Here is a 19503-nt window from a genome sequence, read left to right as displayed (position 1 = left end):
TCACGGCTACTGGCAGTCGCTGCTGAGCAAAATTGTCAGCATACTGACGGTCTGAGCAGGGGCGATAGTAATTTGCGTGCTGGCAGAGCGCGCGCCGCTCTCCTGGCCTCGTACTTTGTGCCGGGAACTTGCTCTAGGCATGCCGTACTTGCGAGCGTAAGGTCCGCTGTATAGCTCCCCCTCATTCTGTTGGGCAGTTGCTTTGGGGCGTTTGCCCCGCCGGGGGAAGGACTGCCATGCACCATAGCTCTGTGCGAAGAAATCCAGGAACACCATCGTTGGGATCGGCTCGTCGCCGCACAACCGTGGCAGTGGGAGCAGCCTCCGGAGTCCTTCTCCTTGCAGGCGCCATCATGGTGCAACAGTCTCCCGCGTTCGCAGCCACGCCGGTCAACCTGGGTACGGCGACGTCCTATTCCGTCCTTGCCGCTACAACAGTGACCAACACAGGACCAACCACCCTTCAGCGAGACCTCGGCCTGAGCCCAGGCACCGCCATTACCGGGTTTCCGCCCGGAATAGCCGCTGGAACCACTCACGCGGCAGACGCGGTGGCACTGCAGGCGCAATCGGATCTGACCACCGCCTACAACAATGCCGCGGGGCAACCATTGACGGCAACCGTCTCCGGGGACCTGGTAGGCCAAACGCTCGTTGAGGGCGTCTACAAGTCCACGTCCTCCTTGGCGCTCAGTGGACAGCTCACCCTTGATGGCCAGGGCAACCCCGCCTCCGTCTTTGTCTTTCAAGTCGCCTCGACGCTGATTACGGCCTCAGCCAGCAGCATCATCTTCATCAACGGCGCCCAAGCCTGCAACGTGTTCTGGCAAGTCGGCAGCTCGGCAACCCTGGGTACCGCTTCGAGTTTCAAGGGATCCATCCTTGCCCTGACGTCGATCACGGCTCAAACCAACGCCGTGGTGGAGGGGCGGCTGCTGGCCCGCAACGGGCAGGTCTCCCTCGACACCAACGTCGTGACCACCCCCGCCTGCGTCACGACGCCCACAACCTCCGCGCCCCCGGTCACGGCCACTGCGACGCCGACGGTTACGCCCACTGAGACGGTGACGGCGACGGCGACTGCCACCCCGACGGTGACCGCCACGGAGACGGTGACGGCGACGGCGACTGCCACCCCGACGGCGACTGCCACCCCGACCGTGACTGCTACGGAGACGACGACGGCGACGGCGACTGCCACCCCGACGGCGACTGCTACGGAGACGGAGACGGCGACGGCGACGGCGACTGCCACCCAGACGGCGCCCGCCACAGCCACTGCCACGGCCACTTCTACCCAGACGGCGCCCGCCACAAGGCCCACTGAATCAACTATTGCTACGAATCAAGGCGTTCCCCTGGCCGGAACCGGCAGGAATCAAGGCACGAATGTGGACACCGCCGTCGCTCTATCCCGAACCGGCTCCATGCCGCAAACAACCATCCTTGGGACAGTCTTCGTGGGCCTTGGTGGGGTGGGCATCGTCTTCTTGGCAACCCGGCTACTGATGAACGGACGCAGGGGAAGCCGGCAGGAGTAGTGTCTTGCGGCGCCATGCTATTCAGCCGGGGAGGCATCGCCGCGGCTTTGTTCCGGGGAGGCTAGCCGGACAGCGGCGGGGTAGGGCGGCCCTCGCCGTCCTCCTCGCCGCGGTGCTGCTGGCTGTGGCGCTTCCCGGATGGTGGTCGGCTCCGGCAACAACCCATAACGCGGCGCCCTCGGCAATCGCGGCGGCGCCCCAACCGGCAACCAGCCCTCCGGACTCCAAGTCTCCAGGGAGTCCTCCGCCGATACAGCCGGAGTCGGTTCCGCAGCACCACGTGCCGGACAAGGTCGCTGCCTTGGAGGCCGGTGCTCCGCCGCTGCACATTACCTACGATGCGGTAGGACTCGACCAGGGCATAGTGCCTCTGACTCCGACCGCGCAGGAACTCGAGGTGAATGCGATCGTTCCGCCCCACACCCCGGACGCCTATTGGTTGAGCCCGTACGGCACGCCCGGTGGGGGCTCGACGAACACCACCTACGTTGTGGGACACAGCTTGGAAGGGGGCGAATCGCCATTCAATAACATCAGTGCCCGTGCGAGGGCGGGTGATCTACTGACTGTCACCACTGCTGAAGGGCAGCTGGATTTCAGGGTGGACGGGGTCACCACTGAGTACAAGGAAACTTTGAGGGACAGCAAGATCTGGGACATAGTGCCGGGTCGGCTCATACTGATCACCTGCTACGCGGCTGACCTTTGGGGGAAGAACATCATCGTCCAGGCAAGCCCGGTGCCCGCAAGGTAGCCACTTTTGCCCGCACGGTCGCCACTTCACAGTACGTCGGAGCACTGCGTTCGGGAGCCGAGCCATGGAAGACTGGACGCATGTCACCCCGTCCCATGAAACCACGCCCCCAGTCCGACGCCGCTGACAATGAAGGCCCCACGCCGTTGAGTAAGGGTCGCCGTCACCTCGCCATGAGGCTCGACGACGCGTGGCTTGGTTTTCAGACGCGTCTTGCGATCCGGCGTGGCCGGGTGGAGACCGTCATCCCTTACACCGGGTACGGCAGTACTTCCTGGGTCAGGGTCCTCGCGCGTGTGGTCCGTAGTGACCCCCGGGACGCTGCGGGTCATGCAAATCCGTTGCAGGAAAGCATGCGCGGCTGGCGCAATTTCACCAGCGCCCCCGTGGCCCATGCTCGCGTGAACGTGACCATCGCAGGCACAGTTTTTGATGTGAGGGCTGACCGCGGTGGTGTGGTGGATGCTCGTGTTCCGGTAGCCCTCGACGCCGGTTGGCACACCATCACGCTGCAATCCGGGGAGTCCGAAATTGTTGAGGCTCCGCTGGAGATCGTCGCGGACGATGCCGATTTCGGCGTCGTGTCCGACATTGACGACACCGTAATGGTCACTGCGCTGCCGCGTCCGTTCCTGGCAGCTTGGAACACCTTCGTCCTCAACGAGCACGCGAGGACTCCCACGCCGGGCATGGCTGTGCTGTATGAACGGATCGCCAGGACGGCACCTTCCGCACCCGTGCTGTATCTGTCCACCGGAGCATGGAACGTTGCACCAACCCTGTCCCGGTTCCTGTCCCGCAACTTGTACCCCGCCGGTCCCAAGCTCCTCACGGACTGGGGCCCGACTCCTGACCGCTGGTTCCGCAGCGGCCAGGAGCACAAGAAAACCTCGTTGGAACGCCTCGCGGAGGAATTCCCCAACATCAAGTGGCTGCTGGTGGGCGACGACGGACAACACGATGAGGCCATCTACTCCGAGTTCGCCCAACGTCATCCGGCCAACGTCAGGGCCATCGCCATCCGCCAGCTCTCCGCGGGTGAAGCCGTGCTCGCAGGCGGACGATCAAAGTCCGGAGGCCAGCCCACGCCTGGAATCCCCTGGATCTATGCCCCGGATGGAGCGGGGATGTCTGCCCAGCTCGAGGAACTGGGCATCATCCGGAATGAGGTTCGCTCCGCCGACGATCCCGAAGAAGGCGAAGTGCACACCGCATCGGAGTGATGACTACGCGACGTCGATGAACACCGGGTTGGCGTAGAACCAGGTATCAGCCCACGGGTCAGCATCCCCGAGGTTGTCTCCGTGGCGGATGGGCCCGGCGGGGTCCACGGCAGCGCCGTAGTAGCCGGCACCGTGGCGGTTTCCGTCGCTGCCGCGGAGGCGGAAGTAGCAGGATGTCTGCACGTCCTTGATGACGTGCTTGATGGTGAACGTTCCGGTACGCCCGGAAACATCGATCTGCTTCCATACCGCTGTGCCAGGGGCCCTCAGAGTGTCGCGATCTGCCGCGGCACCAGTTACGGCGCCACCGATGACGTCCACGTGGGCGAGCTTCGGGAGGATCCCCGCGAAGTTGCGGTAGTCCGTCGTCGTCATGGTGATGGAAATTTCGACGTCGGCACCTCGCCTTACCTGGAGGCGGGAACCGAGGGTGACGCCGTTGCGCCCGTTACTGTTGCCTGCGCCGGTGCCGCGCACCTCGCGGACCCGCACGTCGAGTCCCTGGAGGAGGTGTCCGTGGTCCACCCACATGCGGCCGTTGCGCATTGCTTCCAGGACGCCGGTGTAGGAGTGTTTGGTGACACCCGTGTGAAGGCGGCTGAACTGTCCCGGCCAGTAGTCGCTACCACCCTGCTTTTCGCCGGTATCAAAGGGATCGGGACGCTTGCCCGTGACGGACCAGCGGTCGAATTCGCTGGGCAGGCTGAGGTAGGGCTCCTCTGCCGGATACGGTCCGGTTTTCCAGGTGTCCTTCACAGTGAGGTGGTTGTCGGAGTTGGACGTGATCCAGAAGGGCAGGCCTTCAGCGAGCATGGAGTCCCAGACGCCACCCACCGTTGCGGTTGCCCAATCGAAGCCGCCGTAGGGCCGGAAAGCGTCGGCCGGGTAGCCGGGAAAGCTGTACTGGGTGGGGTTGTTGGTGTATTCGCCGCGCTGGTCGCCGGCTCTGGAGAACTGGCTGACGCCGGAGCCCTGCGCACCCGGGGCACCTTCCATTCCGATCATCACTTCGCGGGCGGCATCGCGCCAAGCCCGGAGTTCGTGCGGGGAATCGATGCCCAGCCGCATGGGATGGTTGGCCAGCGCTACGACGTCGTCGATGTAGCCGGAGCGCCGCTGGTTGGCCAACCAAGTAATGGCTTCAACTGCTTTTCGCTCGAACGTCTCCACTTGGGCCGTTCCAGGGGTTGGCTTCTCCCATTGGTTCAGCTTTCCGTCCCACACCAGTTCGAAGGTCCGCAGGAGGTTCACTTCATTGGGACCGGGGGCGACAAGCACTGACGCGTGCTCAGCTCCCGGGATGTACCATTCGAGTCCCTGGAAGATCAGCAGGTGGGGCCTCGCTGCACGCTGCGCCTGGATTTCCCTGTTGGCGTTGACTGCCCCGCCGTTGTTGGCGTGGCCAAAGTTGCTGTGCTCAGTCAGTGCCAGCCAGTCCACACCGTAGGACTGTGCGGTATCGAGCTGCTGCTTGATCATGTACTTCGCGTCGTGGCTGTACTGGGTGTGGACGTGGTGGTCTCCGACAAGCCACTTCAGCCGGGGGTCGTTGCCGCCCGTGTTCGCCGTCGCCGGCCGTGCCATGGCGGCCGTTGCCGCGCTGCCCGCGGCCAGGATGCCTGCCGACTGCAGGATGCGCCGGCGGCTCAATCCCATGGTTTTCAGCTCAGCGTCGGCAAGCTCCACTCGTTGGCTGTGGGTAGTCGTGTTTTCGTCTGCGGTGCACATAGCGCTTTCCCTCTGTAGTTTTGTGATCCCCCCAGCGGGATCACAGTAGGGAAGCGGGATGGCGCGGAGGTTAACCGGGCGGGAACGGTTTGGGGGAGCGCCCAGAGGGTGTGCATCCTTAGCGAGTTCGCGGGAAAACGTCGAAACCACCCGGAAGCTACCAGCGATCCGGCAGGATTCCGGCGATCTCGGCGTCCGGCAAGAGTGCCTCAGCATCCTTGGGGGCCCCGACGGATCCCCGCTTTATCAACGTCGCCACCAGATCCGGGCCGGGCCCGGCAGCTTTCCTGCCCTCGATCTGCCTGATCAGCGCTGAGGCTGCGGCAATTCCCATGTCGTAAACGGGTTGTGAGATGACGGTGAGCGGGGGAGTGGTGAGGCGGGTCCACGCGAAATCGTCGTACATGAGGAACGAAACGTCATTCGGGATGGAGCGCCCCGATTCCTGGATGGCTTCCACGACGCTCAAGGCGATGAGGCCGTCGGACGCGATGATGGCCGTGGCGGCGTCCGGCCCGTCCAGCAGCTCGCGCGTAATCCGCATGATGGAGTCGGCGTCCCCAGCATTAAGCCGGATGAGGTCCGTGGGGTGGGGGAAGCCCGCATCGTCGAAAGCCCGGCGGATTCCGTCCAGGCGATCCGAGATCTGCGAAGAGTCCAAGGTCATGCCGGCAACATAGGGGGCATCGGTCCGGACAGTGGAGACAAAGGCAATCCGTCGGTGTCCGGCCTCGATCAAATGCAGGGTGGACTCGTAGGAAATGCGTCCCATGTCCACTGCAAAGGTCTCAACGTCCACCCCTGCGGCAGCGCGATCCAGCAGGACCAAGGGACGCCCGGACTCTCGGACCTGCTGCAGGTGCGAGGTTTCCACGGACGAGGCGGGAGCAACGATGAGCCCGTCCACGCGCTTGTCCAGGAGCACCCGGACGGCGTCCACTTCGGCGGCCCGTTCCTCGTCCGTGTTGATGAGGATGACGTTGTAGCCGCTCTTCTTCGCGGTATCCGTGATGCCCCTCATGGCGAGCCCGAAGTGGGGATTTTCGATGTCGCCCACCACCACGCCAATGGTGTTGGATTTGCCCGTGTTCATGCTCCGGGCGAGTTCGTTGGGCCGGTACTCAAGTTCCTCGGCCGCGGCGAGCACCCGCTCGCGGACGTCGTCGCTGACCGCGCCGTAATTGCCCAACGCCCGGGCTGCTTGCGCCTTGGACACTTTCGCGGCTTTGGCGACGTCGGCAACCGTCACGTCCCGCCGTCGGGTTCCGTCACTGCTCATGTTCACCTTTCAAGAGGGGTGTTGACGCGGCTTTGTGAGTTCCGCTACATTTCTTATCAATCGATGTGAGTCCGGTCTCAATCCTAGGGGCTGAGACCGGACTCAACAAGACCCCTCATCGAGTAATAGCTTCAGCGGCTCCTGACAGCACCGCTTTCCCTCCCACGATTGGACAACGCTGTGATCAAACTGAACTTCCGCCCGGCAGCCCTCGCGGCAGCAGCCTTGGCGGCCATTCTCGCCCTCTCCGGCTGCGGTGGATCACCTGCCGGCAGCTCACCTTCCGCGGACAACCCCTATGGGCTCATCGAGCCCGGCACCATCCGTGTGGCCAGCCTGGGAGACTCCAAGCCCTACACCTTCACGGACAGCTCGGGTAACTTCACCGGCTTTGACGTGGAACTGTTCAAGGACGTGGCCCACCGCGCCGGCGTGGACAATGTTGTCTTCACCGGACAGGACTTCTCCGGACTCCTGGCAGCCGTAGCCAACGGCCAGTTCGACGTCGGCGTTGCAGCTATCGGCATCACGGACAAGCGCAAGGAAACCGTTGACTTCTCCGACGGCTACCTCGCCGGATACCTGACGGTCATCACCACCAAGACCTCAGGCATCAAGGACGCCGATGGCCTCAACGGCAAGCGCTTGGGCGTGGTCCAGGGCACCCTGCAGGAAGCCTACGCAGTCAAGAACTTCACCTCGGCGCAGCTGGTCCGCTTCCCGGACAACAACACCGCCATCTCCGCAGTCAACAGCGGTTCCGTGGACGCCCACTTCCTGGACTACGAGGCAGCCAAGGAATACCAGGAGCAGTTCGGACTGGTCAGCGCCGCGGACATTCCCTCCTTCGACGCACCGGCAGGCTTCGCCATCGCCAAGGACAAGCCCGCCTTCAAGGAAGCCTTGAACAAGGGCCTCGCCGAAGCAATGGAAGACGGCACCTGGAAGAAGCTCTACGAGAAGTGGTTCCCGGGTTCGCCGATGCCGGAGCAGTACCTTCCGAAGGCCGAGCAGACCTCCAGCCCTGCTCCGACCGCCAGCAAGTAAGCCCCAAAACACCTAACGTCTGAGAGCACTCAATGGATTGGCTCAATACCATCAGCCGCACGTTCTTCGACCTTGACGCCATGGTCGAAGTACTGCCCCAGCTCCTCGGAGTTGGCCTCCTCAACACCCTGATCATCTCCATCGCAGCAACCATCCTCGGCGTAGTGATGGGCATGGTGGTGGCGGTCATGGGCATCTCGCGCTCGAAGTGGCTGCGTATCCCGGCAAGGATCTACACAGACCTGTTCCGTGGCCTGCCCGCTATCCTCACCATCCTGCTGATCGGCCAGGGATTTGCGCGGTTGAGCCAGTCGGTCTTCGGACCCTCTCCTTACCCGCTGGGAATCATCGCCCTGAGCCTCATCGCCAGTGCCTACATCGGTGAGATCTTCCGGGCCGGCATACAGAGCGTTGATAAGGGCCAGGGGGAGGCCTGCCGCGCTTTGGGAATGAGCTACTCCAAGTCCATGGCCCTCGTCGTGGTGCCGCAAGGCATTCGCCGGGTCCTACCGGCCTTGGTAAATCAGTTCATTGCAATCGTCAAAGACTCGTCGCTGGTCTACTTCCTTGGACTCCTGGTCAGCGAGCGTGAACTGTTCCGGGTGGGCCAGGACGCCGCAGTACTGTCCGGCAACCTTTCACCGCTGGTCATGGCTGGCATCTTCTACCTGATCATCACGGTGCCCCTGACCCACCTGGTCAACTACTTCGACAACAAGTTCCGCACCGGACGCCGCCGTCCCACGGCACCCACCAGTGGGCTGAAGGAAGTCAAGGAACTCGATGCGGCCTCGCCGCTCATCACCGGGAGCAACACGTGAACCTCACAAGCAGCAGCGCTACCAGCACCAACCAGCCAAGCCCTAACCCAGGCACCGGGGACATTGAAAAGTTCCACGGCTCCAGCCTGGAACTGCACAACCTGACCATGGCCTACGGTGACGTTGAAGTGCTCCGCAATGTCAGCCTCACCGTGGCTCCGGGAACCACCACCTGCATCATCGGCCCGTCCGGGTCCGGCAAGTCCACACTCCTGCGCGGCGTAAACCGCCTGCACGAACCCAAGAGCGGCGACGTGCTGCTGGCCGGCGAAAGCGCACTTAAGGTCAAGCCGGACATCCTCCGTGCACGTATCGGTATGGTGTTCCAGCACTTCAATCTCTTCCCGGACCACACCGCCCTGGAAAATGTGGCATTGGCCCTGTGGAGCGTCAAGGGAATGTCCAAGTCGGAGGCCCGCGAACGCGCCCGACGACGCCTTGCAGAAGTAGGCCTCGCCGAGCGCGCTGACCACCGGCCACGTGACCTCTCCGGCGGACAGCAGCAACGTGTCGCTATCGCCCGGGCGCTGGCCATGGAGCCTGAGGTCATGCTCTTCGACGAAGCCACCAGCGCGCTGGATCCGGAACTCGTCAAGGGCGTCCTCAACCTCATGGCAGGTCTCGGCCGCCGCGGCATGACCATGCTGGTTGTCACCCACGAGATGGGCTTCGCCCGCAAAGTGGCCGACCAGGTGGTGTTCATGGACGAAGGCGAAGTAGTGGAAATTGGAACCCCCACCGAGCTCTTCGACAACCCGCGCAGCGAACGCCTTCAGCGCTTCCTCTCGGAAGTGCTGTAATGGGCGGGACTCCTGTGGTGCGCCAGCCAACAGCGGCACCCATCCGAACCGCCGTCGTCGGGTTTGGCGTCTCCGGCAGGGTGTTCCACGCGCCGCTGATCCAAGCGGATCCGGACTACTCCCTTGACGTCATTGTCACAGCAGATCCGCAGCGCATGGCCGAAGCCCGGCGGCTCTACCCGCAGGCAAGGATCGTCCCCACCCCGGAGGACATGTTCGCCTTCGCCGGAGACCTGGACCTGGTGGTCCTTGGAACCCCGCCGCTTACGCATCTTGAGCTTGGTGCCACGGCCATCGCCCATGGGCTCAACGTTGTGGTGGACAAGCCTTTCGTCACTACGGTGGCCTACGGTGAGGAACTGGTCGGGCGGGCGTCCGACGCCGGTGTGCAGCTCACGGTCTTCCAGAACCGCCGGTGGGACGCCGACTTCCTGACGCTGCGGAAGCTGCTGAGGGAAGGTGCCCTGGGCGAAGTGCGGACCTTTGAGTCGCGCTTCGAATGGTGGCGGCCGGAAGGCTTCGGCAACTGGCGCGATCCGGCCACGCTGGCCGAGGGCGGCGGGATCCTCCATGACCTCGGCGCCCACCTGATCGACCAAGCCATCCAGCTGTTCGGCCCTGTGGAGGAGAGCTACGGCGAGACCGCCAACCATGGCCCCCACCCGGATGCGGCCGACACCGAAGCTTTCGTGTCGCTACGCCACGAATCCGGCGTCAGGACCCGGCTGTGGATGAACGGAATGGCCGCGCAAGTGGGCCCGCGCTTCCACGTCCTCGGCTCCAAAGCCGGCTACACCAAGTGGGGACTGGACAGCCAGGAACCTGCCCTCGCAGCCGGCATCACGCCGTCGGACGCCGCGTACGGCGCCGAACCCCAGGAGTCTTGGGGGCTTCTGGGAGTGGACGGTTCAGCTACGCCAGTCCCGGCGGAGAAGGGCGACTATCCACAGTTTTACAGGGACCTCGCAGCCTCGCTCCGTGGGCACGGGACTCTTCCGGTGCAGCCGGCGGAAGCGTTGGAAACCCTCAGGATCATCGAAAACATCCACGCGTTCGCATAGTCGCGTTTAGCAGCATTTACCTCAGAGAAAGGGAGAACCATGTCCTCCACCAAGCACGTCGCCGTCATCGGAGGCGGCATCCTGGGCGTTTCCACCGCCGTCCACCTGCTCCGCGAAGGCGCTTCCGTCACCCTGCTGACCGAGCAGGGACTGGCCAGTGAAGCTACTGGCCGTTCATTGTCGTGGCTCAACTCGGCGGGCGAACGCTCCACGCCGTACCACCTGCTGCGGGTGGCCGGCGTTGACCGGTACCGCACACTCTTCGCCGCGGACCCCGGTCGTGAATGGCTGCAGTTCGGCGGCGGCCTCATGTGGAACGCGGCCGGGCAGAGCGAGGTCACCGAAGCCCGCCATGCTTACGAGAAGTCGATTGGCTACGACTCCAAGCTGCTGGCCCCTGAGGAAATCGCCTCGGTGACCCCTGGCATCGATGCCGGCGCCGTCCCCGAGAACGCCATCTTCAACCCGGGCGAAGGCTGGGTGAGCCTGCCGGACCTGGTGAACTTCCTGATGGAGGAATTCCACGCCCTGGGTGGTCAGCTGGTCCTTAATGCCGGCAAGGCCTCGGTAATGGTCGACGGCGGCCGGGCTGCCGGGGTCGAAACTGCCGGCGGTGAAACGTACCCCGCTGACGCTGTACTGGTTGCCTGCGGTGCCGCGACGCCCGCCGTCGTAAAGCCTTTGGGCGTGGAAATTCCCAACGGTTCGCCGGTTTCCATGCTGGTGGTCACCAAGCCAGTGGAGCATCAGGTCACTGCGGTGATGAACACGCCCCGAGCTGCTGTTCGTCCCAACCCCGGCAACACTTTCGCCCTGGATCACGACTGGTACGAGGAACACATCACCGAGCACGCCGACGGTTCCTTCACTATCCCGGATGACGTTGTCCAGGAGCTGGCCGACGAATCCTCCAAGCTCATCGCGGGCAATCCCGAGCTCAAGCCCGCCTCGTGGAAGATCGGCTACAAGCCCATCCCCGGCGACGGCGAACCGGTCTTCGGGGAACTAGGCCAAGTGCCGGGATGCTTCGTGGCCTTCACGCACTCCGGTGCCACACTGGGCCTCATCGCCGGTGAGCTTCTGTCCGGTGAGATCCTGAGCGGCGAAAAGCACCCGATGCTGGCCACGTTCCGTCCGGGGCGTTTCTCCTGATTCGCTGTTGCCGTAAGTCGCTTTTATAGAGGCCAATGGCCCCGATACGCCATCTGCTCAAGCGTGTCGGGGCCATTGGAGTTTGAGATGACCCGTTCAACAGGTCATGGTGCCCTTGAGGGGCTTACCCGTCCAAAAGTTGCTGGAGCCAGGAACTTTGTAGTAACCGCGGATTTCGTAGCTCCAGGTGCCGATGATCTCGATGCCGGAACTGTACGATCTTCCCGCGGCCTGGCTGAGGTCGCCGGTGAACTCGAGGTTGCCGGAGCGGTCGTAGACCTTCACCTCGTAGTAGTTGGCATTCGCCACCGTTCCATAGGAATTTACGGTGACCGTGGTGTGGAGTCCCAAAGTGCACCGCATCGTGACGCTGGCGCTGGCCGGGGCGAGGATGGTTGCTGCCGAGAACTGTGGAGTAGCGTGTTCACTGTCCGTGAAGGCGGCCACCGCGGCCGTAGGTCCGGCTATCAGGCCAAGAACGACGACGGCGACAATCACCAAGGCGCGCACGAAACTGTTCCGCGGTGTCATGGGGATCGTTCTCTTTCTGCTGTGGCTGCTCAACGGGGCTGGTGTCGTTCTGTTCCAGCCCCTCGGGCTGACAAGAACTACTGTGCCGGGCCCGGATCAAGAACAAATCCTGTGTTCGGTCAACAATTCCTCAAGAAAACCTCAAGACCTTCACGCCGCCTTCCCTCGACTGTTCCCTTGCAATACCGAGCGAAATATGACTAAGATCTCACTCATCAGGGTTAGAAAAGAGACCTCCTGTCGGAGGTTTTTTTCTGCCCTTTTTTGCTACCCAAAAAGGTGACCTCTGACAGGGGCAGTTTCCCGACAGAGAGGTCGGACGAAATGTCCAGTTTTGTTATCCGCGGTGTGCACGATGTTGTGTCCTATATTGACGCCCGCCCTAGGATTTCGGGGCGCGCAGGGCTCATTTGGTGGCTCGCCTTGGGCGGCCTGTTCCTCGACGCCTTCTCCAACTCGGCGCTCAGCGCCGGCCTTGGCCCCATGACCAAGGATCTTCAATTGAGCGCCACCCAGGTTGCTGTCCTCACATCGCTGGCGTCTTGGGTCGCGATCGTTTTCAACCCCATCGGCGGGTGGATGGCCGACAAATGGGGCCGCATTCCTCCGCTGGTCTTCGCCAAGTTCCTGGCACTCGCTGGCGCTGCTTTTGCTGCGTTTGCACCCTCATTCGAGCTAGTACTTGTGGGCCGCTTCTTTGTAGGGGCCGCGTACGGCATCGATTTCGCCATCGCGATGGCGCTGCTTGCCGAGTTCACTCCCGCACGGTTCAAGAGCAGGCTGAACACTTGGCAGGGAATTTGGTACTGCGCGGTCAGCGCCAACCTCTTGTTGGCGGTCATGTTCTACAACATGGGCGTGGGGGCGTCGATCTGGCGTTATGCCGTCGGTTCTGCCGGTGTGGTGGCACTAACGCTGTTTATTGCGCAACTGCTCTACATGGTTGAGAGTCCCACATGGGCTGCCCGAAAGGGCCTCCTGGACCGGGCCGCTGCCTCCATGAGCAAGATTTACGGGGAGAAATTCTCCGCCGCCCCGGTTGAAGACCGCTCGCCGATCGTGAACCAGGCAACCAAAGGATTTGCCAACATTGCCTTGATTTTCCGTGGCATCTATTTGCCCCGCACGATTCTGGCAGCGACCATTCAGATAGGTCAGTCCATCCAGTACTTCGCCGTGGGCTGGTACCTGCCCATCATTAGCCTGACTCTCTTCGGCCAGGACTTCGTGGTCGCCACTCTTGGGGCCCTGGTGTTCAACCTGTTCGGCATACTCGGCGGATTCCTGTCACCGGCAATCGGCAAGAAGTTCGGCTTGCGAAAGGCCTCCGCCATCGGCTTCGGAGCCGTCTTCATCATGCTGCTGCTCCTGGGACTCTTCTACCAGAGCCTTCCGATCGTCCTGGCATTCCTTATCCCGTCGCTCTTCATTCTGTTCCATTCGGGCGGTCCGGGTGCCAACGGAAAGAGCATTTCCACACTTTCCTTCCGGAGCGAGCTCAGGGCTGGCGCCAACGGGGTTATTGGGGCGCTTGGCAGTACGGGTGCCGCGCTTGGGCTGCTGGTCTTCCCGCTTCTCAAACAGAATTTGGGCCTTGGACCCACGTTCCTCATTCTGGCGGTGGTTCCGTTGGCCGCCTGCGTGGTCTGCAGCGTCATCAAATGGGATCCAACGCGGGCACCGGTCAGTCCGGATGAGGAGTTGAATGCCCCGCAATTCAAGAGCGACATCCAGCAGGCAGAGTTGAACCGCGTCTAGAAGGTGACCACCCATGAAGCAACAAGCAATACTCTCGATTGATGAAGGAACCACGGGGACCCGCGCAGCCTGGGTTACCGGTGACGGAGTGGTTCATGGACTGGAATACCGGCACCTTGCCGTGGCCAGTCCCCGGCCGGGCGTCGTGGAGCAGGACGCCGACGAAATATTGGCGAAGACCGTTGATGCTTGCCGGGTAGTTGTGCGCCGGGCGGCTGAGGCCGGCGTCGAACTCGTGGCCGTTGCACTGGCGACCCAGAGATCGACGGCGGTGCTTTGGGACACTGCCACAGGCAGGGCTTTGGTCCCGGCGATGGTCTGGCAGGACAGTCGCCACGCAGCGGAACTGGCGGAACTGGGGAAGGAATGGGACACCCGGCTGGTGCCTTCCGTGGGACGCCCGGCCGGCGTCCGATCCCCCTACCTGTGGGCGGCCCATCATTTGCGTGAAACTCCGGCCGTTCGCGAAGCCCAGGCAACCAACAGGCTGGGCTTCGGCACCGTGGAGACGTGGCTGCTGTGGAGCCTCACCCGGGAAAAGAGCTACGTGGCCACTTCGACGAATGCAACGTCCGCCGGCGCATACGTTCTGGCAGGGCACAGCTATGAAACGGCGTGGATCGATGCCTTGGGATTCCCGCAGGAGCTTCTCCCCGAGCTGCGCCAGGATGCAGACCTGCTGGGGCACACAGACCCCGGAACGCTGGGCATCGAGCTGCCGATCCTGGCAGCCATGGGCGATCAGCATGCGGGTACGGTGGGCCTGGGCTGCCTCCGCGCCGGTCAGGCGATGTGCGTTCATGGCACCGGAAGTTTCGTTGACCTGGTCACCGGTTCCAGCCCGCCGGTCAAATCCGGGCTTTACGAGGGGACGTTGACTCTGACCGGATGGAGACGGCACTTCCAAACCGTGTACGCCGTGGAAACGTTCACGGCCACCACAGGTTCGGCCCTGGACTGGATCTGCAACACCCTTGGCTGGTTCGACTCATCACGTCAGATCAGTGAACTCGCATCGCAAGCTTCCAGTGCCAATGGAGTCATGTTCGTGCCTGCTTTGACGGGTATCAGGATCCCGGTGGTGGAGCCCACAGCACGTGCTTCCCTCACCGGCCTGTCCATGGCCAGCACCCGCGCGGAGCTTGCCTACGCTGTTGTGGAAGGCATCGCGCATTCGGTAGCAAGCAGCGTTGAAGCCAACCAGGAAGTGGCCGGCTTGGCCGTGACGGAGATAGCTGTCGGCGGAGGTATGTCTGCGAGCGACTCACTCATCCAAATGCAGGCCGATCTGACAGGTCTGCCCATGCAACGGCTGCCCCGTTCAGAGACCGCCAGTATTCGTGGTGCAGCATTCATGGCGGGCTCGGACGGGCTCCTTTGGGAAACGCTCGATGCCGCTGCTGCGACCCTCGGCGGCGGCGAGGTCTTCGAACCCCGGCTGTCACCGGACCATCGATTGGATCGCAGGAACACCTGGAACAGGCGAATAGCCATGGAGCTTGGCCTTGTCGCGTCCTGACAGCGGGACCCGCCGGCCTTCCGCGCGCACCCACTTACAAGAAAACTTTGCACCAGAAAGAACAATCACATGATCTCCATGCCCGCACGCAAGCCCAAGCTGGATCGAGCCAGAATGGTTTCGGACACGCCATTGAAACTGGACCGAAAGGAACAGCTCGACGCCCTCGACGGCGGTGAGTTCGACATGATCGTCGTCGGCGGCGGCGTCACTGGAGCCTACACTGCCATGGACGCCGTCCTTCGCGGTTACCGCGTAGCGTTGCTGGAGAAGGACGACTTTGCTTCGGGCACTTCGTCAAAATCCTCCAAGATGATTCATGGCGGCCTTCGCTATATCGAACAGGGAAACCTGCCCTTGGTCCGGCACTCACTCTTGGAACGCCAGCGGCTGCGGAAGAACGCCGCCCACTTGGTACAACGGTTGCCCTTCCTGTTCCCCGTTCTCTCCCAGGACGGCGTCTTCGACCGCCGGTTGGCGGCTGGGTTCGAGAGCCTGCTGTGGACCTACGACCTCGCCGGGGGCTGGCGGGAAGGGGTCCTGCACCAGAAGCTCAGCAAGAACGAGGTGCTGGCCCACTGTCCTACATTCAAGGCTGAAAACCTTGAAAGCGGCTTCATGTACTACGACGCACGCGCAGATGACGCCCGGCTGACGCTTGCGCTGGCCAGGACAGCGGCCTTCCACGGTGCCACGGTCTTGAACGGCGCCAGAGTCAGCGAGGTGACAAGACGCAGCGGCAAGGTGGACGGCGTGGTCGTCGAGGCAGACGGCCGGGAACTTGCCGCACGCGCGCAAGCAGTCATCATCGCCACTGGTGTGTGGCTCCGGGACTGGACCGGCGCCGCCAAGGACGCCGATGCTCCGAGCATTCGCCCGGCCAAAGGTGTTCACATCGCAGTGCCTTGGAGCAAAATCCGGAATGACTGTACTGTGACGATCCCAGTCCCCGGCAGGAACCGCCGAGCCACCATTACCCGCTGGGGTAACACCTCGTACCTCGGGACTACCGATGAGGACTACACCGGCGATCTGGATGACGTGAATTGCACCCGGGACGAGATGGACTTTCTGCTGGACGGCGCCCGAACCGCGCTGAACATGGATATCGAGGCAAGCGACGTACTCGGCAGCATAGGTGGTTGTCGTCCGTTGGTGGCACCGCCCGGCGGCAAGACCATTGAGGTCAAGCGAAACCATGAAATCCGCACGGACCACGACGGATTGGTGACAGTAGTTGGCGGGAAACTGACGACGTCCCGGCATATGGCGCAGCAAACCGTGGACGCAGCGCAGAAGGTGTTGGGCCAGAGACGTCGCTGCCGGACCTCCAACGCCTACCTCCTGGGTGCTGCGGGGTACGACACCGAAGCCGTGGTGGCGTCCGGGGGCCTCGCCTCCCACCTGGGTGAGAGATACGGCACGGAGGCGAGGTTCGTGACGGACATCCTCACGGAGGATCCGTCCTTGAACACCCCCATCGTTGAAGGCCTGCCCTATGTGGAGGCCGAAGTTATCTACGCGGCGCGCCACGAGATGGCTCGGAGCGTGGATGACATCCTCTCCCGCCGAACCCGGGCGCGGATGATGGCCCGGGACGCCTCCGCCGCGGCGGCAGCGAGGGTAGGCGAGCTACTCATGAAGGAACTGGACTTACCGGCCAGCCTCGTGGAAGCCCAAGTGAATGACTACAAGAACCAGACATCGCATGAACGCGCAATCCTGATGGGAGACAACCAGAAATGATCAGCAAGGAAGCCGTCAAACGTGGCTACAACAGGGGAAATTACACCGTGGGGGCGCCCACCCAGCCGCATTACGCAGCCACCATCGGGGCACTTTCGGGCGAGGCGTACTACACCTCGGAGAGCCCCTGCGTGGTTGACGGAGCAACGCTGGAACTGCTTGCTGCCGCAGCAGAAAAGGTGGTGACCGACGTCGGGCTGGTCCGGGACGGTACGCGGGACTGGTGGGCCGGCACTATGATCGCCGAAACGAGCGGACACCCGGCAACCCCCGACGCCGTGATCGTGCACGTCTCCAGCACTGAGCAGGTTCAGGCCGTCATGCGCATAGCCCACGCGAAGAACGTTCCCGTGACTGTTTCGGCCGGCCGGAGCAACGTCACGGGAGCCGCCCTGCCTGTCTCCGGAGGAATTGTCCTGGACGTCTGTGGCCTGGATAAATTCGTCTCCTTCGATGAGACGAGCCAGATCGTAGAGGTGGAAGCGGGTGTCTTCGGCGACATTTTCGAAGAAACCATCCAGGCCCGCTACGGCATGACAATGGGGCACTGGCCTTCGTCGTATGCCATCAGCACTGTAGGCGGTTGGGTTGCTTGCCGCGGGGCCGGCCAACTCTCCACCAGGTACGGCAAGGTTGAAGACATGGTGTACGGCATGGACGTTGTCCTGGCCAATGGTGATCTTGTGACCTTGGGCGAGAGCGCCCGCTCCGCCGTCGGCCCGGACCTCCTGCAACTGTTCATCGGCTCCGAAGGCACACTGGGAATTATTACTCGCGTGCGGTTCAAACTGCACCGTCTGCCGGGCTATGGCAAAGCAGTCGCCTACGGTTTCGACACCTTCGCGGGCGGACTGGAGGCCTGCAGGCAGATCATGCAGCAAGGAGGAACGCCGGCTGCGCTCCGGTTGTACGACGCCCTGGAGAGCGGCGTGCAGTTTGGCTTGCCCGACACCAATGTGCTGCTCGTGGCAGACGAGGGTACCAGCGAAATGGTCGACGCCGGGCTGGCCGTTGCCGAGCGGATCTGCGCTTCCACAGGTACCCGCTTGGACGGCGATGCCATTTTTGAGCGCTGGCTGGACACCCGGTACCTGACCGGCAAGAGCGCCGAGGGCTTCAAGCGGAGCCCCGGATTCGTGGCCGACACCTTGGAGATGATTGGCCCGTGGAGTGCCCTTCCGGCGATCTACGCGGAGGTTGTTGAGGCCATCAACAGCGTCCCTGGCACCCTTGCCGGATCGGCACACCAATCCCATGCCTATGTTGACGGCGCCTGCCTGTATTTTTCCCTGCGGGGTGACGTCGATGTTCAGGACCGGGCTGACTGGTATCGGGCAGCCTGGGACGCCGCCAATGAAGTGATCATTCGACACCGGGCAACACTCAGCCATCATCACGGAGTCGGATTGCTGCGTGCTCCCTACATGGAGTCTTCACTCGGTACCGGTTTTGGTGTGCTGCGCACCGTCAAAGCGGCCTTGGATCCACGAAACTTGCTCAACCCGGGCAAGCTGGGCCTGTGACTCCGGGCCGGGCAGGCATCGATGGAGCAGAATTAGCTGATGATTGATTTCCCGCCGGAGCTGGAAGTGCAGCTCACTAGGAACCCTGTGATTGCTTCGGTGTTCGGGGCGAATTCGATTCCCGGGTTTGTTACTTCAGAATGCAGAATCTGCATTCTGGCGCACTTGGAATTGCACGAGCTTGACGGTGCCCTCAAAGTGTTGGACCAGGCGGGCAAATTCACTTTCGTCAACATGGACGCCTGCGCGGGCCTGGGGCAGGACAAAGGTGCTCTTGAATACCTGAGGAAGATCGGTACCCGCGGCGTGGTGAGCACCCGGACTGCCATGATCCAGCGGGCGAACTCCATGGGCATGGTGACCATGCAGAAGGTGTTCGTGACGGACCGATCCAACCTGCCCCGTAGCACGGCGGCCATTGATCAGAGCAAACCGCATCTGGTGCAGCTCATGCCTTGGCCCGTGGTGTCCCATCTGTCAGAGGGTGAGCTGAAGGGCTTATCTCCGTTTGTGGCCGCCGGATTTGTCGCGACTTCGTCCGATGTTGCCCAGGCACTCAAGGAAGGTGCCAAGGGCATATCCACGAGTGCCGCTGAGCTGTGGGACCTTGCCGTGCGATAAGCGGAACCCGGAATCAACTATGAACAAAGGAATGTGAGCATGTCCGAAACCTACTTTCAGGTGATCGCGCACTACCACGTCAGGGACGGCGAAGAGGCTGCCGTGGCTGGCTTCCTCAATGAGCTTGCCGTGGCCAGCAGGACTGAGCCAGCCAACCTGTCCTACGACTACTTCCAGGGTGTCGAGAACCCGGGTCACTTCGTGATTCTTGAACGATACGCAGACGAGGCAGGGTTTGCCGCGCACCGGGAATCAGTCCACTTCCAAGACATTGGTCTCCAGCAGATCATCCCGAGGTTGGAACATCGGCGCGTGGAAAGCTATGAAGGGGTGGACGTTGCTTAGCGCGGTCCTTCATCGTGCCGGGGCCACTCGTCCCTACTCAAACAGCAATCCCTT

General features: G+C 62.7%; 17 protein-coding genes. 14 read left to right on the top strand and 3 right to left on the bottom strand.

Annotated elements, in window-relative coordinates; genetic code table 11:
• Positions 1-251: 251 nt before the first annotated feature.
• The 3 genes from A477_RS22760 to A477_RS0107620 all read left to right on the top strand — a co-directional run bounded on the left by A477_RS22760 (position 252) and on the right by A477_RS0107620 (position 3518).
• Complete coding sequence (locus A477_RS22760; RefSeq protein ID WP_237715747.1) at positions 252-1541, top strand: ice-binding family protein; 1290 nt, start codon at positions 252-254, stop codon at positions 1539-1541.
• Positions 1542-1545: 4 nt separating this feature from the next.
• Positions 1546-2295: a class F sortase gene (locus A477_RS23680; protein WP_237715746.1), complete on the top strand. Its 750-nt coding sequence runs from the start codon at positions 1546-1548 to the stop codon at positions 2293-2295.
• Positions 2296-2375: 80 nt separating this feature from the next.
• Positions 2376-3518 (top strand): App1 family protein phosphatidate phosphatase, encoded by a 1143-nt coding sequence (locus A477_RS0107620; protein WP_017198423.1) that lies wholly within the window; start codon positions 2376-2378, stop codon positions 3516-3518.
• Between the two features lie 3 nt (positions 3519-3521).
• Here the strand turns inward: A477_RS0107620 and A477_RS0107615 are convergent, their stop codons facing one another.
• Entirely contained in the window at positions 3522-5246 is a 1725-nt protein-coding gene (locus A477_RS0107615; RefSeq protein WP_017198422.1) for a PHP domain-containing protein, read from the bottom strand.
• A 157-nt stretch (positions 5247-5403) separates the two neighbouring features.
• Positions 5404-6525 carry a LacI family DNA-binding transcriptional regulator gene (locus A477_RS0107610; RefSeq protein WP_017198421.1) on the bottom strand — a complete coding sequence of 374 codons (1122 nt, stop codon included), beginning with the start codon at positions 6523-6525 and terminating at the stop codon, positions 5404-5406.
• Positions 6526-6705: 180 nt separating this feature from the next.
• Here A477_RS0107610 and A477_RS0107605 point away from each other — a divergent pair, with 180 nt between their 5' ends.
• From A477_RS0107605 to A477_RS0107585, 5 genes are read left to right on the top strand one after another with little or no spacing between them, the layout of a single operon-like run.
• The gene (locus A477_RS0107605; RefSeq protein ID WP_026005430.1) at positions 6706-7572 is read left to right on the top strand and encodes an ABC transporter substrate-binding protein; all 867 of its coding nucleotides are present in this window, start codon (positions 6706-6708) and stop codon (positions 7570-7572) included.
• A 32-nt stretch (positions 7573-7604) separates the two neighbouring features.
• Entirely contained in the window at positions 7605-8393 is a 789-nt protein-coding gene (locus tag A477_RS0107600) for an amino acid ABC transporter permease (protein ID WP_017198419.1), read from the top strand.
• Positions 8390-9193, top strand: coding sequence for an amino acid ABC transporter ATP-binding protein (locus A477_RS0107595; protein WP_017198418.1), 804 nt, complete (start codon positions 8390-8392; stop codon positions 9191-9193). Before A477_RS0107600 ends, A477_RS0107595 begins: the two co-directional genes overlap by 4 nt.
• A complete protein-coding gene (locus A477_RS0107590; protein WP_017198417.1) occupies positions 9193-10254 on the top strand; it encodes a Gfo/Idh/MocA family protein in 1062 nt (353 codons plus the stop codon). Before A477_RS0107595 ends, A477_RS0107590 begins: the two co-directional genes overlap by 1 nt.
• 39 nt (positions 10255-10293) lie before the next feature.
• Complete coding sequence (locus A477_RS0107585) at positions 10294-11406, top strand: NAD(P)/FAD-dependent oxidoreductase (RefSeq protein WP_017198416.1); 1113 nt, start codon at positions 10294-10296, stop codon at positions 11404-11406.
• Between the two features lie 96 nt (positions 11407-11502).
• Here the strand turns inward: A477_RS0107585 and A477_RS0107580 are convergent, their stop codons facing one another.
• Positions 11503-11937 carry a SipW-dependent-type signal peptide-containing protein gene (locus A477_RS0107580; RefSeq protein WP_017198415.1) on the bottom strand — a complete coding sequence of 145 codons (435 nt, stop codon included), beginning with the start codon at positions 11935-11937 and terminating at the stop codon, positions 11503-11505.
• Positions 11938-12261: 324 nt separating this feature from the next.
• On the opposite strand from A477_RS0107580, the gene A477_RS0107575 reads away from it, so the two are divergent.
• The 6 genes from A477_RS0107575 (at position 12262) to A477_RS0107550 (ending at position 19449) form a co-directional block, all read left to right on the top strand.
• Entirely contained in the window at positions 12262-13695 is a 1434-nt protein-coding gene (locus tag A477_RS0107575; protein WP_017198414.1) for an MFS transporter, read from the top strand.
• A gap of 13 nt (positions 13696-13708) precedes the next feature.
• Positions 13709-15214, top strand: a complete 1506-nt coding sequence (locus A477_RS0107570) for an FGGY family carbohydrate kinase (RefSeq protein WP_017198413.1) — start codon at positions 13709-13711, stop codon at positions 15212-15214.
• A 69-nt stretch (positions 15215-15283) separates the two neighbouring features.
• Positions 15284-16960: a glycerol-3-phosphate dehydrogenase/oxidase gene (locus A477_RS0107565; protein ID WP_017198412.1), complete on the top strand. Its 1677-nt coding sequence runs from the start codon at positions 15284-15286 to the stop codon at positions 16958-16960.
• Complete coding sequence (locus tag A477_RS0107560) at positions 16957-18483, top strand: FAD-binding oxidoreductase (RefSeq protein WP_017198411.1); 1527 nt, start codon at positions 16957-16959, stop codon at positions 18481-18483. Before A477_RS0107565 ends, A477_RS0107560 begins: the two co-directional genes overlap by 4 nt.
• Positions 18484-18522: 39 nt before the next feature.
• A complete protein-coding gene (locus A477_RS0107555) occupies positions 18523-19104 on the top strand; it encodes a glycerol-3-phosphate responsive antiterminator (RefSeq protein WP_017198410.1) in 582 nt (193 codons plus the stop codon).
• Between the two features lie 39 nt (positions 19105-19143).
• On the top strand, positions 19144-19449 hold the full coding sequence (locus tag A477_RS0107550) for a putative quinol monooxygenase (protein ID WP_017198409.1): 306 nt from the start codon (positions 19144-19146) through the stop codon (positions 19447-19449).
• The last annotated feature ends 54 nt before the right edge of the window (positions 19450-19503 follow it).

The organism is Arthrobacter sp. M2012083, assembly GCF_000281065.1.
In the GTDB taxonomy this organism is placed as follows: Bacteria; Actinomycetota; Actinomycetes; order Actinomycetales; family Micrococcaceae; genus Arthrobacter.
This window is presented reverse-complemented; position numbering and strand designations above follow the sequence as displayed.

Bases quoted from the DNA above. Each gene is read 5' to 3' on its own strand.
- A477_RS0107620 (WP_017198423.1), top strand. From the start codon at position 2,376: ATGTCACCCCGTCCCATGAAACCACGCCCCCAGTCCGACGCCGCTGAC.
- A477_RS0107615 (WP_017198422.1), bottom strand. From the start codon at position 5,246: ATGTGCACCGCAGACGAAAACACGACTACCCACAGCCAACGAGTGGAG.
- A477_RS0107610 (WP_017198421.1), bottom strand. From the start codon at position 6,525: ATGAGCAGTGACGGAACCCGACGGCGGGACGTGACGGTTGCCGACGTC.
- A477_RS0107600 (WP_017198419.1), top strand. From the start codon at position 7,605: ATGGATTGGCTCAATACCATCAGCCGCACGTTCTTCGACCTTGACGCC.
- A477_RS0107590 (WP_017198417.1), top strand. From the start codon at position 9,193: ATGGGCGGGACTCCTGTGGTGCGCCAGCCAACAGCGGCACCCATCCGA.
- A477_RS0107585 (WP_017198416.1), top strand. From the start codon at position 10,294: ATGTCCTCCACCAAGCACGTCGCCGTCATCGGAGGCGGCATCCTGGGC.
- A477_RS0107580 (WP_017198415.1), bottom strand. From the start codon at position 11,937: ATGACACCGCGGAACAGTTTCGTGCGCGCCTTGGTGATTGTCGCCGTC.
- A477_RS0107575 (WP_017198414.1), top strand. From the start codon at position 12,262: ATGTCCAGTTTTGTTATCCGCGGTGTGCACGATGTTGTGTCCTATATT.
- A477_RS0107570 (WP_017198413.1), top strand. From the start codon at position 13,709: ATGAAGCAACAAGCAATACTCTCGATTGATGAAGGAACCACGGGGACC.
- A477_RS0107565 (WP_017198412.1), top strand. From the start codon at position 15,284: ATGATCTCCATGCCCGCACGCAAGCCCAAGCTGGATCGAGCCAGAATG.
- A477_RS0107560 (WP_017198411.1), top strand. From the start codon at position 16,957: ATGATCAGCAAGGAAGCCGTCAAACGTGGCTACAACAGGGGAAATTAC.
- A477_RS0107555 (WP_017198410.1), top strand. From the start codon at position 18,523: ATGATTGATTTCCCGCCGGAGCTGGAAGTGCAGCTCACTAGGAACCCT.
- A477_RS0107550 (WP_017198409.1), top strand. From the start codon at position 19,144: ATGTCCGAAACCTACTTTCAGGTGATCGCGCACTACCACGTCAGGGAC.